We start from the raw sequence: 22,906 nt of genomic DNA on the forward strand, positions 1-22,906 counted from the left end.
CTCAGTGTCCTCCTCGCCCGGCCTGGCGCCAGGGCTCCATGCGGCGCTGCAGCGGGCGCAGCAGGCCGTGCTCGGCGGCCAGCAGCAGCGCCACCACCAGCACGATCCAGGCCATGGCGGCCGCGGTATCCAGGTTGACCCGCGCCATGGCCAGCCCCGCCCCGATGCCATCCTCGGTGGCAAACAGCTCGGCCATCACCGCCACCTTCCAGGCCACCCCCAGGGCAGTCACCAGGGCGGGAAAGACGTAGGAGACGATATGCGGCAGGGTGATATCCATGAAGCGCATCAGCGGTGGCAGCCTGAACACCTCGGCCATCTCCTGCAGCCGGCGGTCCAGGGTGAGGGCGCCCATCTGGGCGCCGGCAAAGGTCACCGGCAGCGTCGTCGCCATCACCGTATAGACCGCCGCCATCGAGCCGCTGCCGAACCAGAGAATGGCCAGCACGATCCAGGCGATGGGAGGAATGCCCAGCAGCACCGTGGAGACCGGCTCCAGGGCGCGCCCCAGGGTGCGCGACATGCCCGCCAGCAGGCCCAGGGCGGTTCCCGCCAGCCCGGCCAGGGCAAAGCCCAGCATGGCCCGCCAGGTGGTGGCCCAGATAGCACCGGCCGCCTCCCCTGCCTGCCACAGCCCGGCCAGGGCCGCCAGCGCATCCCGCGGCCCGGGCAGCAGGAAGCTGCCGTAGGCCAGGCTGCCCCACTCCCACAGCGCCACGAACAGCAGGATCCCGGTCAGGCTTCCGCCCCAGCCGAGCAGGGTCGCCACGCCCCTTGATGGCAGCGAACCTTTCATGAGCCAACCCCACCTGAAAACAAGAATGATTCGATTTTGCTTTATCCGGCCATATCGGACGTTGACGCCCGTCAACCGAATCGCCGATGGCGACCCTGGCCGCGCTCGCCTAGTCGGTCGCGACCCGTGACCTGAGTCAAAATACGAATCTAAATAAGATGCATTATATTCTCATCTTTATCGAGGAGGCTCCAGATGTCACTGCACCCCCGCTTTCACCGACTCACTCCCCTTGCGCTGGCCGTGGCCACTGCTGCCGGCTTCAGCCTGACCGCCTCGGCCCAGGAAGGCCCCGCCACCCTCTCCACCCTGACCGTGACCGCCAAGGGGTATGAGGCCGATACCCTGGACACCCCCAGCGCCACCCTCACCCTGGACGCCAGCGAGGCCTCCGCCACCGCAGGCGTCGGCAGCCTCTTCCGCGGCCAGCCGGGCACGGCGGTGCAGAGCGACGGCGCCTGGGGGCAGAACCCGGTGCTGCGAGGGCTCCAGAAGGAGAGCATCGTGCTGCAGGTGGACGGCGTGCGTCTCAACTCGGCCCAGCCCCAGGGCGCTCTGGCCTCCTTCGCCAGCCTGGGACTGCTGGAGAGCATCGAGGTGGTCAAGGGGCCCGGCTCGGTGCTGCACGGCTCGGGGGCCCTGGGGGGAGCGGTCAACCTGCGTACCCCTGACGCCACCTTCACCGACACCGCCACCCTCCAGGGGCGGGTATCGGCCAGCGCCGGGAGCGTCGACAAGAGCCTGGGCGGCGGCGCCCTCCTGCAGGCCGCCAACCCCGACCATGCCCTGGTGCTGGGTGCCACCGGGCGCGACGTGGGGGACTACGACACTCCGGAGGGGCGGGTCGAGAACAGCGGCTTCGAGTCGCACGCCTTCCTCGCCAAGTACGCCTTCCGGCTGGCCGAGGGCCACCGCCTGCAGCTCAACCTCCAGTACCAGGAGGATCGCGATGTCTGGTATCCCGGCTCGACCAAGAACGCGCCGGAGCCTTTACGGGAGGAGCTAGGACTTCTCAGTATCCACTCCCCGCGCCAGGAGCGGGAGCTCTACGAGCTGAGCTACGAGGGCGAGGTGGGCCCCGGCACCCTGGAGACCAGCCTCTACCGCCAGGAGGTGTTCCGCCAGATTCGCGGCTACTCCAGCGGCCTGGACCGCAACCAGGTGCGCAACGACGTCACCTTCACCACCGACGGCGCCCGCGCCCAGTACCGTCTGCCCCTGGGCGAGCGCCACCTGCTGACCCTGGGAGCCGAGGCCTGGGAGATGAGCGGCGACCCCCAGCGCTTCCGCTTCCAGGGGGCGAGCAATGATGAGGTTGCCAGCTCACCCTTCCGCAACGGCTTGATCGAGAGCCGCGGTGTCTTCGTGCAGGACGAGGTGATGTTCGACGACTGGACCCTGATGCTGGGGGCGCGCTATGACAGCGTGACCGGCGACGCCGACGTCAAGGGCAGCGGGCCCGGCGCCACCACCGAGGGGCTCAGAAACACCAGCGACACCCTCTCCTGGTCCGTTGGCGCCATCTACAACGCCTCGCCGCTGCTCAACCCCTACGTGAGCCTCGGCTCCGCCTACCGCGCCCCGGACATGCGCGAGCGCTTCGAGGACGCCGAGCGCGGCGACGGCTTCTTCCACCTGGGCAACCCCCAGCTCGACCCCGAGCAGTCCACCAGTCTGGAGATCGGCCTGAAGGGGCGCAGCGAGCGCGGCGAGTACCAGCTGGCGGCCTTCCATACCCGCATCGACGACTATATCGCCGGGCGAGTCACCGGCCTGACCAACCCGCAGGGCACCCCGATCAAGCGCACCGAGAACCTGGACCGGGTGGAGATTCAGGGGGTGGAGGCGGGCTTCGTCGTGCCGCTGGAGGGCGACCTGGGGGGAGGCGACTGGCGGCTGACCGGCAGCGCCACCTGGCTGCGCGGCACCAACAAGCAGGATGACGAGCCGCTCTTCCAGATGCCCGCCCCGGAGGCCACCCTGGGCATCGGCCAGCGCCCCGAACAGGGCTTTCACTGGCACGCCCAGGTGCGCGGCGTGGCCAGGCAGGATAGAACGGCGGACAGCTTCTCGAACGACACCGAACGGGCCACCCCGGGCTATGCCACCGCGGATCTCACTCTGGGCTGGAGCTTCGGCCCGGCGGGGGGCTTCAGCGACCTGGAGGCGGGGCTCGAGCTCACCAACCTCTTCGACCGCGGCTATCGCGAGCATCTCACCGACCAGCCGGAGGGGGGCGATCTGCTGGCGCCCGGCCGCGGCGCCCTGCTGAGCCTGCGCGGGCGCTTCTGACATCTTGTCTCGGCGGCGGGTGCCCCTGCTGCCCTCAGCCCTCCGCCATCGCCTTCACCTGCTCGACGATATGGGCACCGATGGGGATGGCGGAGGTCGCCGCGGGCGACGGGGCATTGCCCACATTGAGGGTGCGCCGGGTGTTCACGAACAGGAAGTCGTCGACCAGCCTGCCATCCCGGGAGACCGCCTGGGCGCGCACCCCGGCCGGGTAAGGCTCGAGGTCCTCGAGGGTCAGGCTCGGGCAGTACTTGCGCACCAGCTCCAGATACCCCCGCTTGTAGAGGGAGTTCTTCATCTCCACGAGACCCGGCCGCAGGTTCTTGCCCAGCACCTTGAGGATGCCGGGGTTGGTGAACATCCGCGCCATGTCGGTGAGCGAGATATCGCGCTTGTGGTAGCCCTCGCGCTTGAGCGCCAGCACCGCGTTGGGACCCACGGTGACGCTGCCGTCGATCATCCGCGTCAGGTGCACGCCCAGGAAGGGCATCGAGGGGTCGGGGATCGGATAGATCAGGTGGTTGACGATGGCATTGTGCTTCGCCGGCAGGCGGTAGTACTCGCCCCGGAAGGGACAGATGGTGAAACCCGGATCCCGGCCCAGCAGGCGGATCACCCGGTCGGCCATCAGCCCCGAACAGGTCACCAGGTAGCGGCCGGTGAACTCGCCGCCGCCGCTCTTCACCACCACCTCCTGGCTGCGCTCCTCCAGGCCGGTCACTTCGCAGCCGTAGCGGATCTCGCCGCCCATGCGCTCGAACTCGGCGGCCATGGCGCGGGTCACCGCGGCGTAGTCGACGATGCCGCTGGAGGGCACGAAGATGCCGCCGACCCCGGTGATATTGGGCTCGCGCTCGGCGAGTTCGCCAGCCGATAGCCACTCGCGCTCCAGGCCATTGGCCGCGGTGCGCTCCCAGAGCGCCTGCATGCGCTCCATCTCGAGCTCGCTGGTGGCCACCAGCAGCTTGCCGCAGGTGTCATAGGGGATGTCGTGGGCCTGGCAGAACTCGACGGTGGCGCGATTGCCGGCCAGGCAGAAGCGCGCCTTGAGGCTGCCCGGCGTGTAGTAGACGCCGGCGTGGATCACGCCGCTGTTGTGGCCGGTCTGGTGCATGGCCGGCCCCGCCTCCTTCTCCAGCAGCAGCATGCGCCGCTCCGGGTAGGCCTGCTTGAGCTGCATGGCGGTGGACATCCCCAGGATGCCGCCGCCGATGATGATGAAATCGTGCATCTTGTCTCTCCCGCTGAATTCGCGCTCGCCGAACACGCGAAAGCCACGCCGCCAAGGCGTGGCCAGGTTCATAGCATGACAACCGTCCGGGCTGCCGTCACTTCAGGCGCCATCACACCTGGCAAGGGTTGCGCAGGGTCTTGGCGTGGGTGAAGTAGCCGCGCTGGCGCATCAGCTCGCGGCGCAGATCGGGGTGCGGCGTGAAGCGGTCGCGGCCGTGCAGCCAGAAGTGGTTGTTGATCAGCAGGAAGCTGCCGACCGGGTTGGGCAGGGAGACGATGGCCGGGCTGTTCTCCAGGGACTCGGAGAGGTCGGTCAGCCAGTTGCCCTCTTCATAGTCCTTGGGCTGCACGAACTGGTCGATGTAGGCCATGACCGGACGCCCTTCGCAGTCCACGTCGAACACCGGGTGGAAGACGTCGCGGGCTACGTTCTTGCTGGGCGGCGCGGTCCAGCGCATCGGGCGATGGGCCAGCGGATGGGCGAAGAACTGCTCCAGGCCTTCCCAGTCGTCCAGGTGCAGCAGCAGGGAGTTGCCGCCCTCCATGTTCTGCTCGTCGATCTTCATCATCAGCACGTAGTCGGTGTCCTGCTCGACGAAGGTGCCGTCGTTGTGCAGCTCCATGACCCGGTGCGGCTGGCGCAGGTAGGAGTCGGAGTTATCGACGTTCTTGACCACGAAGCGCGCGTAGTACTGGCCGCTCATGGCGTCGTAGTTGGAGCGCCCCATCAGGTGGGCCACGGCGGTGGACACCTTGACCATGTCCTCGGCCTGCTCCACGGAGTCGAGCCCTTCCATCACCACCTGGAAACCGCCGGTGGCGCGATCCACCAGGGTATTGACCAGCACGGGCTGCAGGGTGTTGTCGCACAGGTCGTCGAGGATCTTCGCCACGCGGAAGCGCAGCATCGACTTGTACTCCAGCGCCTGTACCGGCCACTCGGCCACGGCTTCCAGGAAGGCGCTGACGACCTCGCGGGAGATGGTCAGCTGAAGCAGGCGGGGCGAGGCGGCAGACGGCGCCAGGGTGAAGCCGCGGATGTCGGCGGGCAGCGGCATGGCGACGGCGGGAAGCTGGGTCAGGATCGACATGTCAGGGTCTCCAGGGGGTGAGAGGGTGACTGCCCTCCAAAAATATCTACATTTTTGCTTTATGTCAAAATATATATTTAATGGCGATATAACTTCCTCGCCTGCCCTCAAGAACGACACCGCCGAGGCCAGGGGCCTCGGCGGTGAACGCCACGTGAGCGGAAGGAACGGGCCGGGCGCACCCGGCCCGCCTCAGGCGGTGATCGCCTCGAGGGAGTGCTCGATGATGGCGAGCCCCTCCTCCAGCACCGCGGAGGGGGCAGTGATCGGCACCAGCACCCGGATGGTGTTGCCGTAGAAACCGCAGGAGAGCAGGATCAGTCCCTGCTCGCGGGCCTTGGCGCAGAGCGCCTGGGCCTGGGCCGGGTCCGGCCGACCCTCGGCATCGAGCAGCTCGAAGGCCGCCATGGCGCCCAGGTTGCGCGCATGGCCCACCGGGGCGAAGCGCTCCTGCCAGACCGCGAAGCGCTCGGCCAGCAGGCGGCCCATCTGCTCGCTGCGCTCTAGGATGTTCTCCTCTTCGATGGCGTCGAACACCGCCAGCGCGGCCGCGCAGGAGAGCGGGTTGCCGCTGTAGGTGCCGCCCAGGGAGCCCGGCCCGGAGGAGTCCATCACCTCGGCGGTGCCCACCACCGCCGAGAGCGGCATGCCGTTGGCCAGGGACTTGGCGGTGGTCAGCATGTCGGCCTCGATGCCGCTGTGCTCCAGCGCGAAGAGCTTGCCGGTACGCGCGAAGCCCGACTGCACCTCGTCGACGATCAGCAGGATGCCGTGGCGGTCGCAGAGCGCGCGCAGCGCCTTGAGGTACTCCGGCGAGGCGATATAGAAGCCGCCCTCCCCCTGCACCGGCTCGATGACGATGGCCGCCACCCGGTGAGCCGGGATGTCGGTCTTGAAGAGCTTCTCGATGCCCTCGAGCGCCATCTCGTCGCTGATGCCGTGCAGCGGGTTGGGATACGGCGCGCGATAGACGTCACCCGGCATCGGGCCGAAGTCATTCTTGTAGGGCAGCACCTTGCCGGTCATGGCCAGGGTCATCATGGTGCGGCCGTGGAAGGCGCCGTCGAAGGTGATGACGCCGGAGCGGCCGGTGGCGGCGCGGGCGATCTTGACCGCGTTCTCCAGCGCCTCGGCGCCGGTGTTGACCAGCATCGCCTTGCGCTCCGGGCCCTTGACCGGGGCCTTCTCGCAGAGCCGCTGGCAGAGCTGGATATAGGGGGCGTAGGAGATCACCGCCGAGCAGGTGTGCATGACGCGCTCGAGCTGGTCCTGCACGGCCTTGACGATGCGCGGGTGGCGGTGGCCCAGGTTGAGCACGCCGATGCCGCCGGCGAAGTCGATCCAGCGCTGGCCGTCCTCGTCCCACAGCTCGGCGTTCTCGGCGCGGGCCACGAACTGGGCGGTGGGAGTGGCGGCGCCGTTGGCCACGAAGCGCTTCTTGAGCTCGTTGAGCTCGGCGTTGGTGAAGGTCTGGGTCATGGTGAGATCCTGGCAGAGTGTGGGTGACGCGGGGGGCTCAGAGCCCACCCACGCAGACGTACTTGAGCTCGGTGAACTCCTCGAGGCCGTGGCGCGAGCCCTCGCGGCCGAGGCCCGACTCCTTGACGCCGCCGAAGGGGGCAAGCTCGGTGGAGATGATCCCCTCGTTGACGCCGACCATGCCGTACTCGAGCCCCTCCATGACGCGCCAGATGCGGCGGTAGTCCCGGGCGTAGAAGTAGGCGGCCAGGCCAAAGGGGGTATCGTTGGCCATGGCGATCGCCTCCTCCTCGTCGCGGAAGCGGAACACCGGCGCCAGCGGGCCGAAGGTCTCCTCGCTGGCCACGGCCATCTCCGGAGTGGCATCGGCGATCACGGTGGGGGCGTAGAAGCTCTGGCCCAGCGCATGGAGGGTGCCGCCGCACAGCAGCCGCCCGCCCTTGGCCACGGCGTCATCCACGTGACGCTGTACCTTGTCGACGGCGGCCTGGTTGATCAGCGGGCCGATCATCACGCCCGGCTCGCGGCCGTCACCCACCGGCATCGCCGCGACCTTCGCGGCCAGGGCCTCGACGAAGGCGTCGTAGATTCCCTCCTGGACCAGGAAGCGGTTGGTGCAGACGCAGGTCTGGCCGGCGTTGCGGTACTTGGAGGCGATGGCCCCGGCCACGGCGGCGTCGAGGTCAGCGTCGTCGAAGACGATGAAGGGGGCGTTGCCGCCGAGCTCCATGGAGGCCTTCTTGACGGTGCCGGCGCACTGGGCCAGCAGCTTCTTGCCCACCGGGGTGGAGCCGGTGAAGGAGACCTTGCGCACGCGGGGGTCGGTGGTCAGCACCTCGCCCACCGACGCGGGGCTCGCCGCGGTGACCACGTTGATCACCCCGGCCGGGATGCCGGCCTCGCGGGCCAGGCGCGCCAGGGCCAGGGCGGTGAGCGGGGTCGCCTCGGCGGGCTTGATCACCACGGTGCAGCCGGCGGCGATGGCCGGGGCGCACTTGCGGGTGATCATCGCCATGGGGAAGTTCCAGGGCGTGATGGCCGCCACCACGCCGATCGGCTCGCGCAGCACCAGCAGGCGCTTGTCGGCGGCATGGGTCGGCAGGGTCTCGCCGGCCATGCGCTTGGCCTCCTCGGCGAAGTACTCGATGAAGCTGGCGCCGTAGGTCACCTCGCCGCGGGATTCCGCCAGCGGCTTGCCCTGCTCCAGGGTCATCAGCTCGGCCAGCCCCTCGGCCTCTTCCTGGATGCGCAGGAACCAGGCGCGCAGCAGGGCGGCGCGCTCCTTGGCCGTGGTCTTCTTCCAGGCGGCGCCGGCCGCCTCGGCGGCGGCCACCGCCTGGCGGGTCTCGTCGGCACCCAGGTCGGCCACCTGGGCCAGCCGCTCACCGGTGGCGGGGTTGGTCACGGGGAAGCTTGCGCTGCCGGTCAGCCAGGCCTCGCCCACCAGGGCGGCGGCCGTGCCGTCGATCAACAGCGAGTCGATCAGCGTCATGGGGGTCTCCTCTTGTCGGTATGGGGAAGCACGCTAGCAGCAAGGCGACCCGCCACCTATGGACCACTTCCCCGGCCAGGTGGACCAATCCTCACCCGCAGGGGATAATCGCCACACCTCGCGCCACCGTTGCCACCGCCATGCCGCCCCAGGTCTCCCTCGCCCCGCTTCTCGCCCGCGTCAGCCAGCAGCCCGAACGCCTGGGCAAGGGCGTACGCATCGAGCAGGCCCTGCGCCTGACGATCCTGCACGACTGGCCCGACGGCAGCCGGATGCCCTCCCACCGGCTGCTCTGCCAGGAGCTCAAGGTCGCGCGCGACACCCTGGCCCAAGCCATGCGGCGACTGGGGGAGGAGGGGCTCATCTTCACCGGGCAGGGCCAGGGCACCTGGACTCGCCGCCCGGTCACGCCGGACCCGACGCCGGCCGACGCCGCCCCGCGCCTCTCGACCCGGGCCGCCGCCATCCTGGACGCCCCCAGCGCCAGCGCCATCCAGAGCGGCGCCTTCATGCCCGGCATCCCGGACATCACCCAGTTCCCCATGGCCAAGTGGCGCGAGCTCTATGCCAGCGTCACCGTGCCGCGCAACGCCCTGCTGCTCTCCTACTCCGGCGGCGGCTACGGCCCGCTCAAGCGCGCCATCCGCGACTTCCTGTGGCGCTGGCGCCGGCTGGAGTGCGAGACCGACCAGATCATCATCACCGAGGGCACCCACAACGGCATCGAGCTGTGCGCCCTGGCGCTCACCGACGTGGGTGACCGGGTGCTGATGGAGTCCCCCTGCTACTGGGGGGCGCGCAACGTCTTCACTGCCGTGGGCGCCAGGGTCGACCAGCTCGCCTGGTCCCCGGAGGCGGGCCACTCCCCCGGGGAGGCGAAGGCCCCGGTGCGGCTGGCCTACTTCACCGGCTCGCACCACTACCCGCTCAGCGTGCCCACCTCCCGAGCGCACCGGCAGGCGCTCTGCGCGCGCCTCGCGCCCGACTTCGTGCTGGAGGATGACTACGAGTTCACCGGCGAGGATGGCGCCAACCTGATGTTCGACGGCCGCTCGCCCCGGCACCTGCTGGTCGGCTCCTTCTCCAAGCTGATGTTCCCCGGCCTGCGCCTGGGCTACCTGGTGGCCCCCCGGTCGCTGGTGGCGCCACTCAACCAGCTGCGCAGCGAGGTGTTCCGCGAGGGGCGCCTGCTGGACCAGGCCGCCCTGGCCCAGTTCATCGCCGAGGGGGAGCTGGACGCCTGGTACCGCCGTATCCAACGCGACTACCTGGCCCGCCAGCAGGTGATGCACGACCAGCTGGTGCAGGTGCCCGGCGTGCTCCACGTCTCCCCGCCCAGCCACTCCATCAGCCTCTGCGTGCAGTTCGCGCCGGAGGTGGATGACCGGCGCGTCGCCAGCCGCCTGCTGCAATCCCACCTCATCACCCGCCCGCTGAGCCCGGCCTGCGCCCCCGACGACCCGCGCAGCGGCCTGATCCTCGGCATCGGCATGCTCTCCGGCAACACCCTGGCCAGCGAAGCGGTACGCCTGCGCCACGTGCTGACGCGCTGCCTGGGGAGCTGACGCCCTGCCGCCCCTCTGCCACGCCAGTGCCCCCCTCTGCCACGCCAGTGCCCCCCTCTGCCCCACCCCGGCGGCTCGACCAAAGTTCCATGGACGCCCCTCATCCCCCTGAACACCCCGCCAGGCGTCCGTCAAGGCACCACGGGCAGCCGCCGCGGCCCGATTGGTCCATTTCGACGCGGCATTGGTCCATAGGCCGGCCTTGTCGATGCTGCTAGCGTGCCTTCCGTGCCTGAGGTGAACGGAAGCCGCTGCGACAAGGCCGCGGCGCCCTTCCGAAGAGTGTTAGCAGGGTAAAAATACCGACGCTAAATATAGAAATAATGGGAAAATTTCTATGGTCTGCATTTTTATCTTATGCTTAACTCGAACCACCGATGCACAATCGGCATCAAGGCTCGGACTCGCCGCCCGACAGCGAACAAGCAGACAACGAACAATCCGAAGAACCGACCACCAAGAGGCCTCCATGAAACTCTCCACCCTGTTCAAAGGCACCCTGACTACCTCGATCGCGGCATCCCTGATCGCCAGCCAGCTGGCCTACGCCGACAACATCCGTCTGCGCATGCACACCTTCTACGGCACCGAGGTGGATTCGATCGCCGCCGACCTGCGCGACCGGCTGCAGGAGGCCAGCGACGGCTCCATCCGCCTGCAGTTCTTCCGCGGCGGCGAGCTGGTCGACAGCGACCAGTTCGTGGATGCCGTGGCGCGCGGCACCATCGACATCGCCCACGGCGTCGGCAGCTACTGGCCGGGCCGCGTGGGCATCGGCACCATCGAGGGCGGCCTGCCGGGCGCCTGGGTCTCCGCCGACGAGGCCCGCGACATCTTCGCCAACCAGGGGCTGGACGAGCTGATCGCCGAGGCCTACGAGGAGCAGGGGGTCAAGCTGATCGGCCGCGGCTTCGGCAGCGATTATGGCCTGCTGACCCGCGAACCGGTCACCAGCCTCGATGACCTGCGCTCCATGCGCATCCGCGCCACCAGCTCCATCGCCACCGTGCTGGAGCAGTTCGATGTTCCCACCGTGTTCCTGCCCGGCCAGGAGCTCTACGTGGCGCTCTCCACCGGCGTGATCGACGGCGCCGTCTACGGCGGCCCGGTGGAGTACGAGCAGCTCAAGCTGCACGAGGTGGCCAAGCACTACACCGACATCAACCTGCTCAACCCGGGCTGGACCGAGAACGCGCTGATCAACCCGCGCACCTGGGAGCGCATGAGCGAGGAGCAGCAGACCATCCTGACCGAGGCGCTCGACCAGTACCTGCTCGACGTTCATCAGTGGCTGGAAGAGGGCAACCGCGCCGTGATCGAGGCGGGCGAGCTCTTCGAGATCGCCGAGCTGCCGGAAGAGGACTCCCGCCGCCTGGCCGAGGCCGCCTTGCCCATCTGGGAAGCCGAAGCCGAGAAGTCCGAGCGCAACGCACGCGCCGTGGAGATCCTGATCAACAACGCCATCGAACAGGGACGGATCAGTGAGTAATGTCACCCGCTACCTGAGGGTGCAGGATGGCCTTTCCGACTGGGTCGGGAGGGCTGTCTCCTGGCTGACGCTAGGGATCATCGGCGTGCTGCTGTACGAAGTGGTGGCGCGCTACCTGCTCAACGCCCCCACCGTGTGGGGGCACGAGCTCTCCACCATGTTCTTCGGCGCGCTGAGCATCCTCGCCGGCAGCTACACCCTCCGCCACCAGGGCCACGTCCGCAGCGACGTCGTCTACCGGCTGCTGCCCCCCAGGGGGCAGGCCTTCTGCGATGTGGTGATCTTCGTACTGGCGCTGGTGGTGCTGGCCGTGGTCTTCCGCATGGCGGTGGACTTCGCCTGGCACGCCTGGCGCATCGGCGAGTTTTCCAACCGCAGCGTCTGGCGTCCGCCGCTCTGGCCGATCAAGGCTACCATCCCGCTCGCCGTGGGGCTGCTGATGCTGCAGTGCCTGGCCGAGCTGGTACGCGGCATGCTGCGCCTGGCCGGCGTCACCTACGACGACCCCCGCGAAGATCCCGACGACAGCAACTCCTGACCCTGCGCCCGGGGCGGCTGCGTGCTCGGCCCCGAGGACACCTAATGACAAGAGCGTTCCTATGGCTGAACTCGAGCCCCTGACAATTACCGCCATCATGTTTTTCTCCATGCTGGTGCTCATGGCGATGGGGGCCCCCCTGGCTCTGGCGCTGATGATCTCCGGCATGGGCAGCGCCTACCTCATGTTCGGTCCAGGCGGCCTGGACCTGCTGCTGGCCTCGGCCTACAGCGCCATGGACAACTTCCTGCTGGTCTCCCTGCCACTGTTCATCTTCATGGGCCTGGTGCTCGAGAGGTCGGGCATCACCGACGACCTCTTCGAGATGATCCACAAGTGGATGGGCGGCATCCCCGGCGGCCTCGGCGTGGGGACAGTGCTGATCTGCGCGCTGATCGCCGCCATGGCCGGCGTCTCCGGCGCCGCGACGGTGAGCCTCGGCATCATCGCCCTGCCCGCCATGCTCAAGCGCGGCTACCACAAGCGCCTGGTCACCGGCACCATCATGGCCGGCGGCGCCCTGGGCTTCCTGATTCCGCCCAGCGTGCTGATGATCGTCTATGCCTTCCTGGCCCGGGAGTCGGTGGGCAAGCTGTTCGCCGCGGGCCTGATGCCCGGGCTGATGCTGGCCGGCATCTACATGGCCTACGTGCTGATCCGCTGCCGGCTCAACCCGGCGCTGGGCCCCGCCACGCCCCCCGAGGATCGCTTCACGACCCGGGAGAAGCTGCAGTCCCTGCGCCACGTCGTGGCCCCCGGGCTGCTGGTGGTCACGGTACTCGGCTGCATCATCGGCGGGGTGACCTCGCCCTCCGAGGCCTCCGCCGTCGGCGCCGCCGGTGCCCTGGTGCTCACCGCCCTGCGCGGCAGGCTCGACTGGAAGCTGCTGCGCTACGTGATGCTCAGCACCACCAGGATCACCGGCATGCTGATCTGGATCGCCATCGCCGCGGTCTTCTTCAGCCGCATCTACATGGGCCTGGGCGCCGGCATGGTGATCAGCGACCTGATCTACGACTACTCCCTGTCGCCCTACACGGTGATCCTCTTCATGCTCTTCAGCTTCTTCCTGCTGGGCATGTTCCTGGATGACTTCGCCATCCTCTTCATCACCGTGCCGCTCTACATCCCCATCGTGCGCGAGCTCGGCTTCGACACCACCTGGTTCGCGGTGCTGTTCATCCTCAGCATGCAGTCCGCCTACCTGACGCCCCCCTTCGGCTACAACCTCTTCTACATGCGGTCGGTGGCACCGAAGTCGATCACCATCGTCGACATCTACCGCTCCGCCCTGCCCTTCGTGGGCCTGCAGATCCTCGGCCTGGCGCTGATCGTGGCCTTCCCGGGCATCGCCCTGTGGCTGCCCAACCTGCTCTTCTAGCGCCATCTTCGGCACCATCGCGGGGGCCTGCCCGGCCCCCGCCCTTCGCCTGCCGCGGCGTCTTCTTCCTGCCACCAAAGCATCATCGAATCGACACTGGCAAAATCGCCGAAGAGACCCCATAGTGTGCATGTCGCAATCGCCCACTGGAGCATCATGAGTACTGCACGTCATACCCAAGCCGCGGACCAACTCGACCCCCCGCGAAGTAGCCCTGACCTCGACGTCAGGGACCTGGAAAAACGTACACGCCTCATGCGCATCGTGACTCGGCTGATCGCCGTCTCAGACCTCGGCTGCCGAGAGATCGCCCGCCGCGCCGGCCTGCCGGCCCAGAAGGTCAGCGACCTGCTCTCCGGCCGACTGGAGCATCTCTCCGTCGAGGAGCTGCAGCTGCTCTACCGCACCATCGACCCGGAGCCCACCGCACACTGAAGCCACATCGGTGTCCGAGCTCGATGACCCGAGATGCCAGCTGAAAAGAGCGCCCCGCGGGGCGCTCTTTTTCGTCATGTGGCGGTACGTTCCGCTCAGTCGAGCAGGGTCAGCAGCCAGTCGTTGTTGGCCCGGATGGCATCATAGAGCGCGCGGCTGCGGGCCTCGAGCTCGGCGTCGTCGCCCCAGTCGCCGGGGCGCTCGAAGGCCTCGCCACTGCGGTAGGCGTTGCCCGCCGCGGTGGCGAACCAGGCAATGGCGGCCACCTGGCGGCGCTCGTCGATCACCTCGCCATCGGCCACCGCCAGGCGGCGCTGCATGAGGCCGTCCTCACCCAACTGGTAGTCCAGCGCGGCGTTGAGGAGACGGTCGCTCAGCGCGCCGATGCCCTCGCCGAGCTCGGGGCGGGTCTCCAGGAAGCTGGAGGTGCCGTCGCGCTCGCGAAGGGTGCCGAAGCCGCCGGTCAGGTGGTTGAGGAAGCGCCACTGGCTCTCGGTGTCGACCCGCTCGCCGTCGGCCTTCACGCCCTCCTCGGTGTAGACGACCCGCTCGGCCATACCCCAGTCGCGCACCGCCTCATCGCTCTCCAGCAGCGCCAGGGTCATGTCGGCCTTGCGCTCGAAGAGCTGCTCGGCCAGGGCCCGGTCCTCCTCGTCGCCGAACACCTGAAGGATCTCGTAGAGGGCCTTGTGGCCACGCACCAGGCTGCCCAGGGTATCCAGGTGGTAGGCGCCGTCGTTGTCCAGGTCGTAGGTCTGGCGATCGCCGTCCCAGGCCGCGTCGAGGGTGCCGGCCAGGTTGCGGCTGATGGCGACCAGCCGTTCCAGCGTAATGCCGTGCGCCGCTTCCATGCGCTCCTCGCTGAGCTGGCCCATGTCATCGGCGCCGCCCGGCTTGTCCCAGCGCACCCAGGAGTAGGCCAGGCTGTGCAGCGCGTCCAGGCCGTGGGCCAGGCTGGCGGCATCGCGGTCACTGCCCACATCCTGGAAGCCGCGCTGGCCGTAGTGGCTCTGATAGAGGCGCTGGGTGATGGCCCCCAGGTAGCCCGCGGGGCCGTAGGTGATCGCGTTCTCCAGGCCATGGTCGGCCCAGCGGCCGCCGCTGTGGTGCATGTGGTAGCTGAAGGCGGCCTGGGCGAGGTCGGCCAGGTTCATCTCGCGCCCCGGTACCCATTCACCATTCTCCTGCACCATGGTGCCCACCGCGCCGTCGTCGGTGAAGAAGCCGGCGGCCTGATGCTGCAGGTCGAGCCAGGTCTGCCCCTGGGCCGCCATCGGGGCGTCGGCTAGTTCAGGGGCATAGTCCTCATGGCCCATCTCGCTGTCGCGCATGATGCGGCCGACGCTGGCCATGGCGTGCTGGACCGCCGAGATGTCGCGGTGATAGAGGGCCTCCTGATAGAAGAGCGCCTCGCCGTCATCGCCTACCTGGGCAGGGATGGGCAGGTCAACGCCGGCGGCCTCCGGCAGGGTGCCGTAGTTGGCCAGGGCCGGCAGGCTGGCGAGCGCCAGGCTGCCCATGCCGGCCGCCACGGCGCGGCGCAGCAGGGTCGGGGTCAGGCGTGGGGTAAGGGTCATCGGACTCTCCTTGTTGGCCAAGACATCACACGATGCCGAATCCTTACCTTAGCGCCCCTTCCTGAAATCCAACTGAAAGACCGTCACGGGGCCAGGGGGAGGGTCACCACCAGCCGGGTCCCTGCCCCCGGGGCGGAGAGCAGCCGGGCCTCGCCGTCGTGCTCGCGCGCCACCTCCTCGATGATGGCAAGCCCGAGCCCGGCGCCCCCCTGGTGGCGCTGTCGGGAGGGGTCCCCGCGGTAGAAGCGCTCGAAGGCGCGCCGGCGCTGCTCGTCGCTCATCCCCGGGCCGTTGTCGGCGATCTCCAACCGTGCCTGTCCCGCCTCGGCCGCCAGGCGGACGGTAATGGCCCCGCCAGACGGGGTATAGGCCACGGCGTTGTCCAGCCCGGCGCCCACCAGCCGGGCCAGCAGGTCGGCGTCGCCCACCACCCGAAGCCCCTCGGCCAGGTGGCAATCGAGCGTCTGCCCGCGCGCCTCGGCCTGGGGGCGGCGCAGGCGCGCCTGGCGCTCCACCACCGCATCCAGCGCCAGGCGCTCCCGGCGCAGCGAGAGGCCGCCGGCGTCGAAGCGGGCCAGAAGCAGCAGCGCCTCCGACAGCCGCCCCAGGCGGCGGACCTCGTCCCGAGCATCCACCAGGGTCTGGTGGTGGAAGTCATCGAGCCGCTCACGCCCCTCCCGCTCCACCAGGGCCAGGGCGGTGTTGAGCACGGTGAGAGGCGCACGCAGCTCGTGGGAGGCGCTGGCGATGAACTCTCGCTGCTGGCGAAGGGCCTGCTGCAGCGGCTGCAGGCTGCGGTCCGCCATCCACCAGCCGCCGAGGCCGGCCAGCACCACGAACCCCAGCGCCAGCACCAGCAGCAGCGCCAGCAGCTGTTCCAGGTGAGCCAGGCTGCCGCCCACGTCGGTGGCAGCATAGACGCTGCCGAGATAGCTCCCCTCGGCATCCTCCACCGGATGGCGCAGCAGGGCCAGCGTCAGGGCTCCCTCCTCGTCGGCCTGAATCTCCTCGAAGACCACCCGGCCCCGCGGCAGCGCGTTATCCTTGAGCAGCGCCAACACCTCGCCACGCAGGGATGGGCGGGTCTCGTTGCCGTGCACCAGCCGCGCATCGGGGCCCAACACGTAGTAGAAGGCGGTGCGATGGGGGCGAAAGCCGATGCTGACGTCCTCGGGACCGCGTCGGCCCGCCACCCAGGCCTCCAGATCCGGCTTGTGGACCTCCGCCTCGCGCTGGGCGAGCTGCACCAGCTCGCTCTTCAGCGACTGCTTCACCAGGGCCGAGTGCATCAGGTAGCCCACCAGCAGCACCGCGCAGAGGCCGAGCGCCATGCCCAGGGCGTAACGCCAGGCGAGGCGCCGCCGGCAGGCGTCGAGGTGAGCGAGGTCGTGGAGGGGGGGCGACGGTCGGGACATGGGGCCTCTGGGCAGCAGGCATGGCCGACCAGCATACCTCAGCGGCCTGAAAACCACCTGAAAGGTCCGCTCAGGCCTCGTCAGTAAAACGATAGCCCAGGCCGCGGAGGGTCTCGATGGGCTGGCGGGCGGCGACGCGCTCCAGCTTGCGACGCAGCAGGCGCAGGGTGGCATCGAGGGCGTTGTCGGTGACCGCCTGGTCGCGCCCCCAGAGACGCTCGTAGATCAGCTCCCGGGGCACGCTGTGGCCGGCGCGGCGCATCAGCAACTCGAGCAGCTGGAACTCCCGTAGGGTCAGCGCGACCGAGCGCTCGCCGTGGATCACGCGCCGATCGTCACACTCCAGGGTCCAGCCGCCCACCTGCAGGCAGCGCTGGCTCAGCGGGCGGCAGGCCCGGCGCCCCAGCGCCTCGAGGCGCGCCAGCAGCTCCTCGGGCTCGAAGGGCTTGAGCAGGTAGTCATCGGCCCCGGCGGCAAAGCCCTCGAGACGATCCTCCAGGGCGTCCCGGGCGGTCAGCATCAGGATGCCGCCCTCGAAGCCTTCGGCGCGGGCCCGCTGGCACAGCGAGATGCCCGCCTCGTGGGGCAGCATCCAGTCCAGCACCAGCAGGTCGTAGTCGCCCTGGGCCATCAGCGCCGCCGCCACCCGCCCGTCATGGGCCACGTCCACGGTGTGCCCGGCCTGGCGCAGCAGATGGTCCAGCAGCCGCGTCAGTCGTCCGTCGTCGTCCACCAGCAGCAGATACACCCTCACCTCCCTGTCGCATCCTGCACGTTATCGCCTTTCGAGGCTCGTGCAGAACGTGAAGAAATACAACAGTCTAGCCCAATGATTAAGGCAGCATTAAAAGCTTGCTAATAATCTCTTGATGCATATCAAGCCCCTAGACCTTGGTCGCAGGTAGGCTTTCCGGTGTCACCCCTTTCTTCCTGTCGCGGGGCGATCCCCCGCGACACCCAGGCCACCGGAGGCGCCATGGACCACCTTCGCCGCTCCCTTCTCGGCCAGCTCGCTCGCCTCAGCGCGGGTGCCGCCCTGATACCGCTCTCGAGCGTTGCCAGCGCCGGCATCAACAGCCAGCCGCCCCGCCGAGAAGGCGACCCCACCAAGCGCTACGGCATGCTCATCGACCTGCGCCAATGCATCGGCTGCCAGGCCTGCACCGTGTCGTGCCATATCGAGAACGACGCCCCCCTGGGCAAGTTCCGCACCACCGTCTCCCAGTACGAGGTGGAGCATCAGGAGACCGGCGAGCTTGCCACCTTCATGCTGCCGCGCCTGTGCAACCACTGCGAGAACCCGCCCTGCGTGCCGGTCTGCCCGGTCCAGGCGACCTACCAGCAGCAGGACGGCATCGTGGTGGTGGACAGCGACCGCTGCGTGGGCTGCGCCTACTGCGTCAACGCCTGCCCCTACGACGCCCGCTTCATCAACGACAGGACCCAGACCGCCGACAAGTGCACCTTCTGCGCCCACCGCCTGGAAGCCGGCCTGCTGCCGGCCTGCGTGGAGAGCTGTGTGGGCGGCGCGCGGATCATCGGCGACATGCGCGACCCGGAAAGCCAGATCAGCCGCATGATCGCGGAGCACCGCGACGAGCTGATGGTGCTGCAGCCCGAAAAGAACACCCTGCCCCAGGTCTTCTACCTCGGCATGGACGAGCGCTTCATCACGCGCCCGCTCGCCGAGCCGGTGGCCCTGGAAGTCCTCGACCCCCACGGCAAGGAGATGGGTTATGAATTCCATGGCCATTGAGCTGCTCGCGCCCCGCTACGCCATCGCCTGGTACCCCTGGGCGGTGCAGTACTTCTTCCTGATCGCGCTCTCCTACGCCACCCTGTGGCTGGCGGCACCGGCGCTGGTGTTCGGCAGGCAGCGCTGGCTGCCCACCGCGCGCCTGGCGATGCTGGCCTGCCTGACCACGACCCTGGTGGCCCCGGTGGCGCTGCTCGCCGACCTGCACCAGCCGCTGCGCTTCTGGCACTTCTACGCCTACGCCACCTCGAGCTCCTGGATGTCCATCGGCAGCCTGCTGCTGCCGCTCTACGTGGTGGGCGTGCTGCTGCTCGCCTGGCTGGCCTGGCGACCGGCGCTGCAGGCCAGCCGCCAGGCACCCGGCCTGCCGGGCCTCGCCGCCCGCCTGCTGTCGTTCGGCTCCGCCCCTACCCCGCGCGCGGCGCTGGTGCTGGTGGGCCTGGGCACCCTGGCGCTCTCCACCGGCATCATGCTCTACACCGGCGCCGAGCTTGCCGTGGTCAAGGCGCGCCCGCTGTGGAACACCGTCTGGCTGCCGCCGATGCTGGTCGCCACCGGCTTTATCGCCGCCGCCGGCCTGATCCTGGTGCTCAACCGGGTCAGCGGCCTGCGTGACCAGGCCACCATCGGCCAGATGCTCAGGGTGCTGCTGGGCGCCTGTCTGGTGGCCGGCCTCGTCGCCGGCAGCTGGTTCCTGGACGGCATCAACGCCAACGTCGGCTCGGTGGCCGCGGCGCTCGACTCGGTGCGCGCAAGCCCCTCCTGGCGCAGCACCGCCCTCTGGGGCGGCCTGACCGGGGTGGCCCTGTTCGGCGCCGTGCTCTACCTGCTCACCCGCCCCGCCGCCCGCCGCCCGGCCCTCTTCGCCTGGGCCTGGGTGCTGGGCCTGGTGGCCATCCACATGGGCTGGATGTTCCGCTGGGTGGTGCTGATGGACGTGCAGCACGTGGCCCGCAACAGCGCCGGCTTCCACCACTACGGCATCCCCGCCGGCTCCTCCGGCATCCTCGGCATCGTCGGCACCTTCGGCCTGTGGCTCGCCGCCGCCCTGGTGATCGACCTGCTGATCCCGTGGCGCCAGGCGCGCCAGGGCGGCAGCGCCGCCGACGTCTCGCTCTCGGACAGCACAGCGTCATCCGACAGCACCGCACAGTCCGACGCCCAACGCGCTGCACACAACATGGAAGGAGCGCCCCGCCATGGCTAAGTCCCCCGTCGATACCTCACGCCGCCGCTTCATGAAGGGTGCCGTCGCCGCCGGCGGTGCCGCCACCTTCGTCGCCGGCTACTCCGCCCCCCTGGCCAAGATGGCCAAGGGCGTCACCGGCAGCGCCGGCGAGACGCCGAAGCACCCGATCCACGGCAACTCCCTGGCGCCGGAGTATCGGGTCGACCTCGACAGCGGCGAACTGACCCTCAACCCGGACCAGCGCACCGCCTTCACCATCTGCTACGGCTGCACCACCCAGTGCGGCGTGCGGGTCCGCGTCGACAACGCGAGCGACCGGGTGCTGCGTGTCTCCGGCAACCCCTACCACCCGCTCTCCGCCGACGACCACCTGCCCATGCGCACCCCGGTGGCCGAGGCGCTGCGCCACGTCAGCGCCTACGGCGGCCAGGGCCAGGTCAACCGCTCCACCGCCTGCGCCCGCGGCAACGCCATGATGAGCCAGCTGGAGAGCCCCTTCCGCATCGACCACTGCCTCAAGCGGGTGGGCGAGCGCGGCGAGCGCCAGTGGCAGAAGATCTCCTTCGAGCAGCTGATCGAGGAGATCTGCGAGGGCGGCGACCTGTTCGGCGAGGGCCACGTGGACGGCCTGCGCGCCATCCACGACCATGACACCCTCATCGACCCGGAGAACCCGGAGTACGGCCCGAAGGCCAACCAGCTGATGGTGATGGAGGCCACCGACTACGGCCGCTCGGAGCTGCTCAAGCGCTTCACCCTCAACGGCTTCGCCACCCGCAACTACGGCCACCACGGCTCCTACTGCGGACTGGCCTTCCGCATGGGCTCCGGTGCCGTGATGAACGACCTGGGCGCCAACGCCCACGTCAAGCCGGACATCCAGAACGCCCGCTTCATCATGTACATCGGCACCGCGCCGAGCCAGGCGGGCAACCCCTTCAAGCGCCAGGGCCGGCTGATCGCCAAGGCGCGCGCCGAGGGCACCCTGGAGTACGTGGTGGTGGACCCGGCGCTCAACGCCGCCGCCTCCCACGCCGCCGACCACAACCGCTGGGTGCCGATCCGCCCCGGCACCGACAGCGCCTTCGCCATGGCCATCATCCAGTGGCTGCTGGACAACGAGGGCTATGCACGGGCGTTCCTCGAGCTGCCCGGCAAGGCTGCCGCGGACGCCGCCGGCGAGGCCACCCACTCCAACGCCACCCACCTGGTGATCGATACCGAAAACCACCCCCGCCGCGGCCGTTTTCTGATGGCCAGCGACCTGGGCCTGGCCGAGGCCGGAAGCGACGCCGATGCCCCCCTGGTGGTGGTCGACGGCGAGCTCGTTCACGGCGAGGAGGCGATGGCCGCCGAGCTCTTCGTCGACCGCGAGGTCGAGCTCGCCGGTTCGTCGGAAGGGCCTGGGAGCACCGTGCGGGTGAAGAGCAGCATGACCCTGCTGCGGGAGTCGGCCAACGAGTACGACCTGGCCACCTATGCCGAGCACTGCGGCATCCCCGAGGCCACCATCGTCGAGCTGGCAGAACGCTACGCCAGCCACGGCCGCCGCGCCGTGGTCAACTGCCACGGCGGCATGATGTCCGGCAACGGCTTCTACGCCGCCTTCGCGGTGCAGATGCTCAACCTGCTGGCCGGCAACTACAACATGAAGGGCGGCAGCGCCGTGGGCGGCGGCCAGTTCAACGGCTTCAGCCAGGGCCCCCGCTACGATCTCGTGGACTTCCCCGGCAAGCGCGGCCCCCAGGGCGTCTTCCTCTCCCGCTCGCGCTTCCCCTACGAGCGCTCCTCGGAGTACCGCCGCAAGGTCGAGGCCGGCGAGAACCCCTACCCGGCCAAGGCGCCGTGGCGCTCCTTCGCCCCGCCCACCCTCACCGAGCACCTGCCCTCGGCGCTGGACGGCTACCCCTACCCGATCAAGGCGCTGATCGGCTGCATGGCCAACCCCATCTACGGCCAGGCCGGGCTCGAGGCGATGATCGTCGACAAGCTCAAGGACCCGAAGCGCCTGGGGCTCTTCGTGGCGGTGGACGGCTTCATCAACGAGACCAACCGCTACGCCGACTACATCGTGCCCGACTCGGTGATGTACGAGGTATGGGGCTTCACCGGCGCCTGGAAGGGCACGCTGGGCCGCCTGACCACCGCCTGCTGGCCGGTGGTGGAACCGCGCCAGCAGAAGACCGCCGAGGGCGAGCCGGTGTGCCAGGACAGCTTCTTCATCGCCGTGGCCAAGCGCCTGGGCCTCGCCGGCTTCGGTGACGAGGCGATCCCGGATGCCGACGGCGAGCTGCACCCGCTCAACCGCGCCGAGGACTACTACCTGCGCGCCGCGGCCAACATCGCCTACATGGACGAGCCGCTGCCCGAGGCCGACGAGAGCGACATCGCCCACGCCGGGCTGGCCCCGCTGCTGCCGCGCCTCGAGCGCACCCTCAAGGAAGAGGAGCGCGGTCGGGTGGCCTACCTCTACGCCCGCGGCGGACGCTTCCAGGACGCCAGCGACCACTTCCGGGGCGAGCGGCTGACCAACGCCTGGCGTCGGACGCTCTGCGTCTACAACGAGGTAGTGGGCACCAGCATCGACACCATGACCGGCAAGCCCAACCGCGGCGTGCCCGGCCACAGCCTGCCGCTGCTGGCCAACCAGCAGACCATGCGCGAGGTGTTCCCCGAGGACGAATGGCCGCTGCTCGCCTTCTCGTTCAAGTCCAACCTGATGAACTCCTACGCCATCGGCAACGAGCGGCTGCGCATGATCAAGCCCTACAACCCGGTGCAGATGCATCGCCAGGATGCCGAGCGCTACGGCATTTCCCACGGCGACACCATCCGCATCGAGAGCCCCGGCGGCAGCGTGGTGGGCCTGGCGCTGGTCAGCGAGAGCGTGATGCCGGGGTCGCTGGGCATCGAGCACGGCTACGGCCACCGCGATCTCGGCGCCACGCCGCATGTGATCGATGGGGAGTCCCAGCCGGACATGCCCTGGCTGCGCGCCGGCATCAACATCAACGACCTGGGCTTCCGGGACCCGACCCGCAACGTGGACGGCACCTGGCTCGAGCCCATCAGCGGCGCCAGCGTGCGCCAGGGCCTGCCGGTAAGGGTCCGCCGCGCCTGAGCCAGCCGCGCCCGAACCAACCGAGCCTGGATCCACCACTGAAAGGCAGAGCGCCCC

At 69.1% G+C, this 22,906-nt stretch carries 17 protein-coding genes; 9 read left to right on the top strand and 8 right to left on the bottom strand.

Going from position 1 to position 22,906, the window contains the following annotated elements:
• Position 1: 1 nt before the first annotated feature.
• Positions 2 to 796, bottom strand: a complete 795-nt coding sequence (locus NHL60_RS14905) for an ABC transporter permease (RefSeq protein WP_253445093.1) — start codon at positions 794 to 796, stop codon at positions 2 to 4.
• A gap of 195 nt (positions 797 to 991) precedes the next feature.
• On the opposite strand from NHL60_RS14905, the gene NHL60_RS14910 reads away from it, so the two are divergent.
• Positions 992 to 3,088, top strand: a complete 2,097-nt coding sequence (locus NHL60_RS14910) for a TonB-dependent receptor (protein ID WP_253445096.1) — start codon at positions 992 to 994, stop codon at positions 3,086 to 3,088.
• A 34-nt stretch (positions 3,089 to 3,122) separates the two neighbouring features.
• On the opposite strand, the gene lhgO is transcribed toward NHL60_RS14910, so the two are convergent.
• The 4 genes from lhgO to NHL60_RS14930 form a co-directional block, all read right to left on the bottom strand.
• On the bottom strand, positions 3,123 to 4,319 hold the full coding sequence (lhgO, locus tag NHL60_RS14915) for an L-2-hydroxyglutarate oxidase (protein WP_253445098.1): 1,197 nt from the start codon (positions 4,317 to 4,319) through the stop codon (positions 3,123 to 3,125).
• Between the two features lie 112 nt (positions 4,320 to 4,431).
• Positions 4,432 to 5,412: a glutarate dioxygenase GlaH gene (gene glaH, locus NHL60_RS14920; RefSeq protein ID WP_253445101.1), complete on the bottom strand. Its 981-nt coding sequence runs from the start codon at positions 5,410 to 5,412 to the stop codon at positions 4,432 to 4,434.
• 192 nt (positions 5,413 to 5,604) lie between these two features.
• Positions 5,605 to 6,891 carry a 4-aminobutyrate--2-oxoglutarate transaminase gene (gene gabT, locus NHL60_RS14925; protein WP_253445104.1) on the bottom strand — a complete coding sequence of 429 codons (1,287 nt, stop codon included), beginning with the start codon at positions 6,889 to 6,891 and terminating at the stop codon, positions 5,605 to 5,607.
• 37 nt (positions 6,892 to 6,928) lie between these two features.
• Positions 6,929 to 8,383: an NAD-dependent succinate-semialdehyde dehydrogenase gene (locus tag NHL60_RS14930; protein WP_253445107.1), complete on the bottom strand. Its 1,455-nt coding sequence runs from the start codon at positions 8,381 to 8,383 to the stop codon at positions 6,929 to 6,931.
• Positions 8,384 to 8,523: 140 nt separating this feature from the next.
• Here NHL60_RS14930 and NHL60_RS14935 point away from each other — a divergent pair, with 140 nt between their 5' ends.
• The 5 genes from NHL60_RS14935 (at position 8,524) to NHL60_RS19620 (ending at position 13,791) form a co-directional block, all read left to right on the top strand.
• Entirely contained in the window at positions 8,524 to 9,948 is a 1,425-nt protein-coding gene (locus NHL60_RS14935) for a PLP-dependent aminotransferase family protein (RefSeq protein WP_253445110.1), read from the top strand.
• 469 nt (positions 9,949 to 10,417) lie between these two features.
• A complete protein-coding gene (gene dctP / locus NHL60_RS14940) occupies positions 10,418 to 11,437 on the top strand; it encodes a TRAP transporter substrate-binding protein DctP (protein ID WP_253445113.1) in 1,020 nt (339 codons plus the stop codon).
• Positions 11,430 to 11,975 (top strand): TRAP transporter small permease subunit, encoded by a 546-nt coding sequence (locus tag NHL60_RS14945; protein ID WP_253445117.1) that lies wholly within the window; start codon positions 11,430 to 11,432, stop codon positions 11,973 to 11,975. The genes dctP and NHL60_RS14945 overlap by 8 nt, the downstream gene beginning before the upstream one ends.
• Before the next feature lie 61 nt (positions 11,976 to 12,036).
• A complete protein-coding gene (locus NHL60_RS14950; RefSeq protein ID WP_253445119.1) occupies positions 12,037 to 13,356 on the top strand; it encodes a TRAP transporter large permease subunit in 1,320 nt (439 codons plus the stop codon).
• Positions 13,357 to 13,512: 156 nt separating this feature from the next.
• Positions 13,513 to 13,791: an XRE family transcriptional regulator gene (locus NHL60_RS19620; protein ID WP_301271069.1), complete on the top strand. Its 279-nt coding sequence runs from the start codon at positions 13,513 to 13,515 to the stop codon at positions 13,789 to 13,791.
• A gap of 95 nt (positions 13,792 to 13,886) precedes the next feature.
• On the opposite strand, the gene NHL60_RS14960 is transcribed toward NHL60_RS19620, so the two are convergent.
• The 3 genes from NHL60_RS14960 to NHL60_RS14970 form a co-directional block, all read right to left on the bottom strand.
• Positions 13,887 to 15,368, bottom strand: a complete 1,482-nt coding sequence (locus NHL60_RS14960) for a hypothetical protein (RefSeq protein WP_253445125.1) — start codon at positions 15,366 to 15,368, stop codon at positions 13,887 to 13,889.
• Positions 15,369 to 15,451: 83 nt separating this feature from the next.
• Complete coding sequence (locus NHL60_RS14965; protein ID WP_253445128.1) at positions 15,452 to 16,783, bottom strand: cell wall metabolism sensor histidine kinase WalK; 1,332 nt, start codon at positions 16,781 to 16,783, stop codon at positions 15,452 to 15,454.
• A gap of 70 nt (positions 16,784 to 16,853) precedes the next feature.
• On the bottom strand, positions 16,854 to 17,531 hold the full coding sequence (locus NHL60_RS14970; protein WP_253445130.1) for a response regulator transcription factor: 678 nt from the start codon (positions 17,529 to 17,531) through the stop codon (positions 16,854 to 16,856).
• A gap of 228 nt (positions 17,532 to 17,759) precedes the next feature.
• Here NHL60_RS14970 and dsrO point away from each other — a divergent pair, with 228 nt between their 5' ends.
• From dsrO to NHL60_RS14985, 3 genes are read left to right on the top strand one after another with little or no spacing between them, the layout of a single operon-like run.
• Positions 17,760 to 18,539, top strand: a complete 780-nt coding sequence (gene dsrO / locus NHL60_RS14975) for a sulfate reduction electron transfer complex DsrMKJOP subunit DsrO (protein ID WP_253445133.1) — start codon at positions 17,760 to 17,762, stop codon at positions 18,537 to 18,539.
• On the top strand, positions 18,520 to 19,746 hold the full coding sequence (nrfD, locus tag NHL60_RS14980) for an NrfD/PsrC family molybdoenzyme membrane anchor subunit (RefSeq protein WP_253445136.1): 1,227 nt from the start codon (positions 18,520 to 18,522) through the stop codon (positions 19,744 to 19,746). The genes dsrO and nrfD overlap by 20 nt, the downstream gene beginning before the upstream one ends.
• Positions 19,739 to 22,849, top strand: coding sequence for a molybdopterin dinucleotide binding domain-containing protein (locus NHL60_RS14985; RefSeq protein WP_253445139.1), 3,111 nt, complete (start codon positions 19,739 to 19,741; stop codon positions 22,847 to 22,849). Before nrfD ends, NHL60_RS14985 begins: the two co-directional genes overlap by 8 nt.
• Positions 22,850 to 22,906: the final 57 nt, after the last annotated feature.

The sequence above is a fragment of the Halomonas sp. Y3 genome, from assembly GCF_024137965.1.
In the GTDB taxonomy this organism is placed as follows: Bacteria; Pseudomonadota; Gammaproteobacteria; order Pseudomonadales; family Halomonadaceae; genus Halomonas; species Halomonas mongoliensis.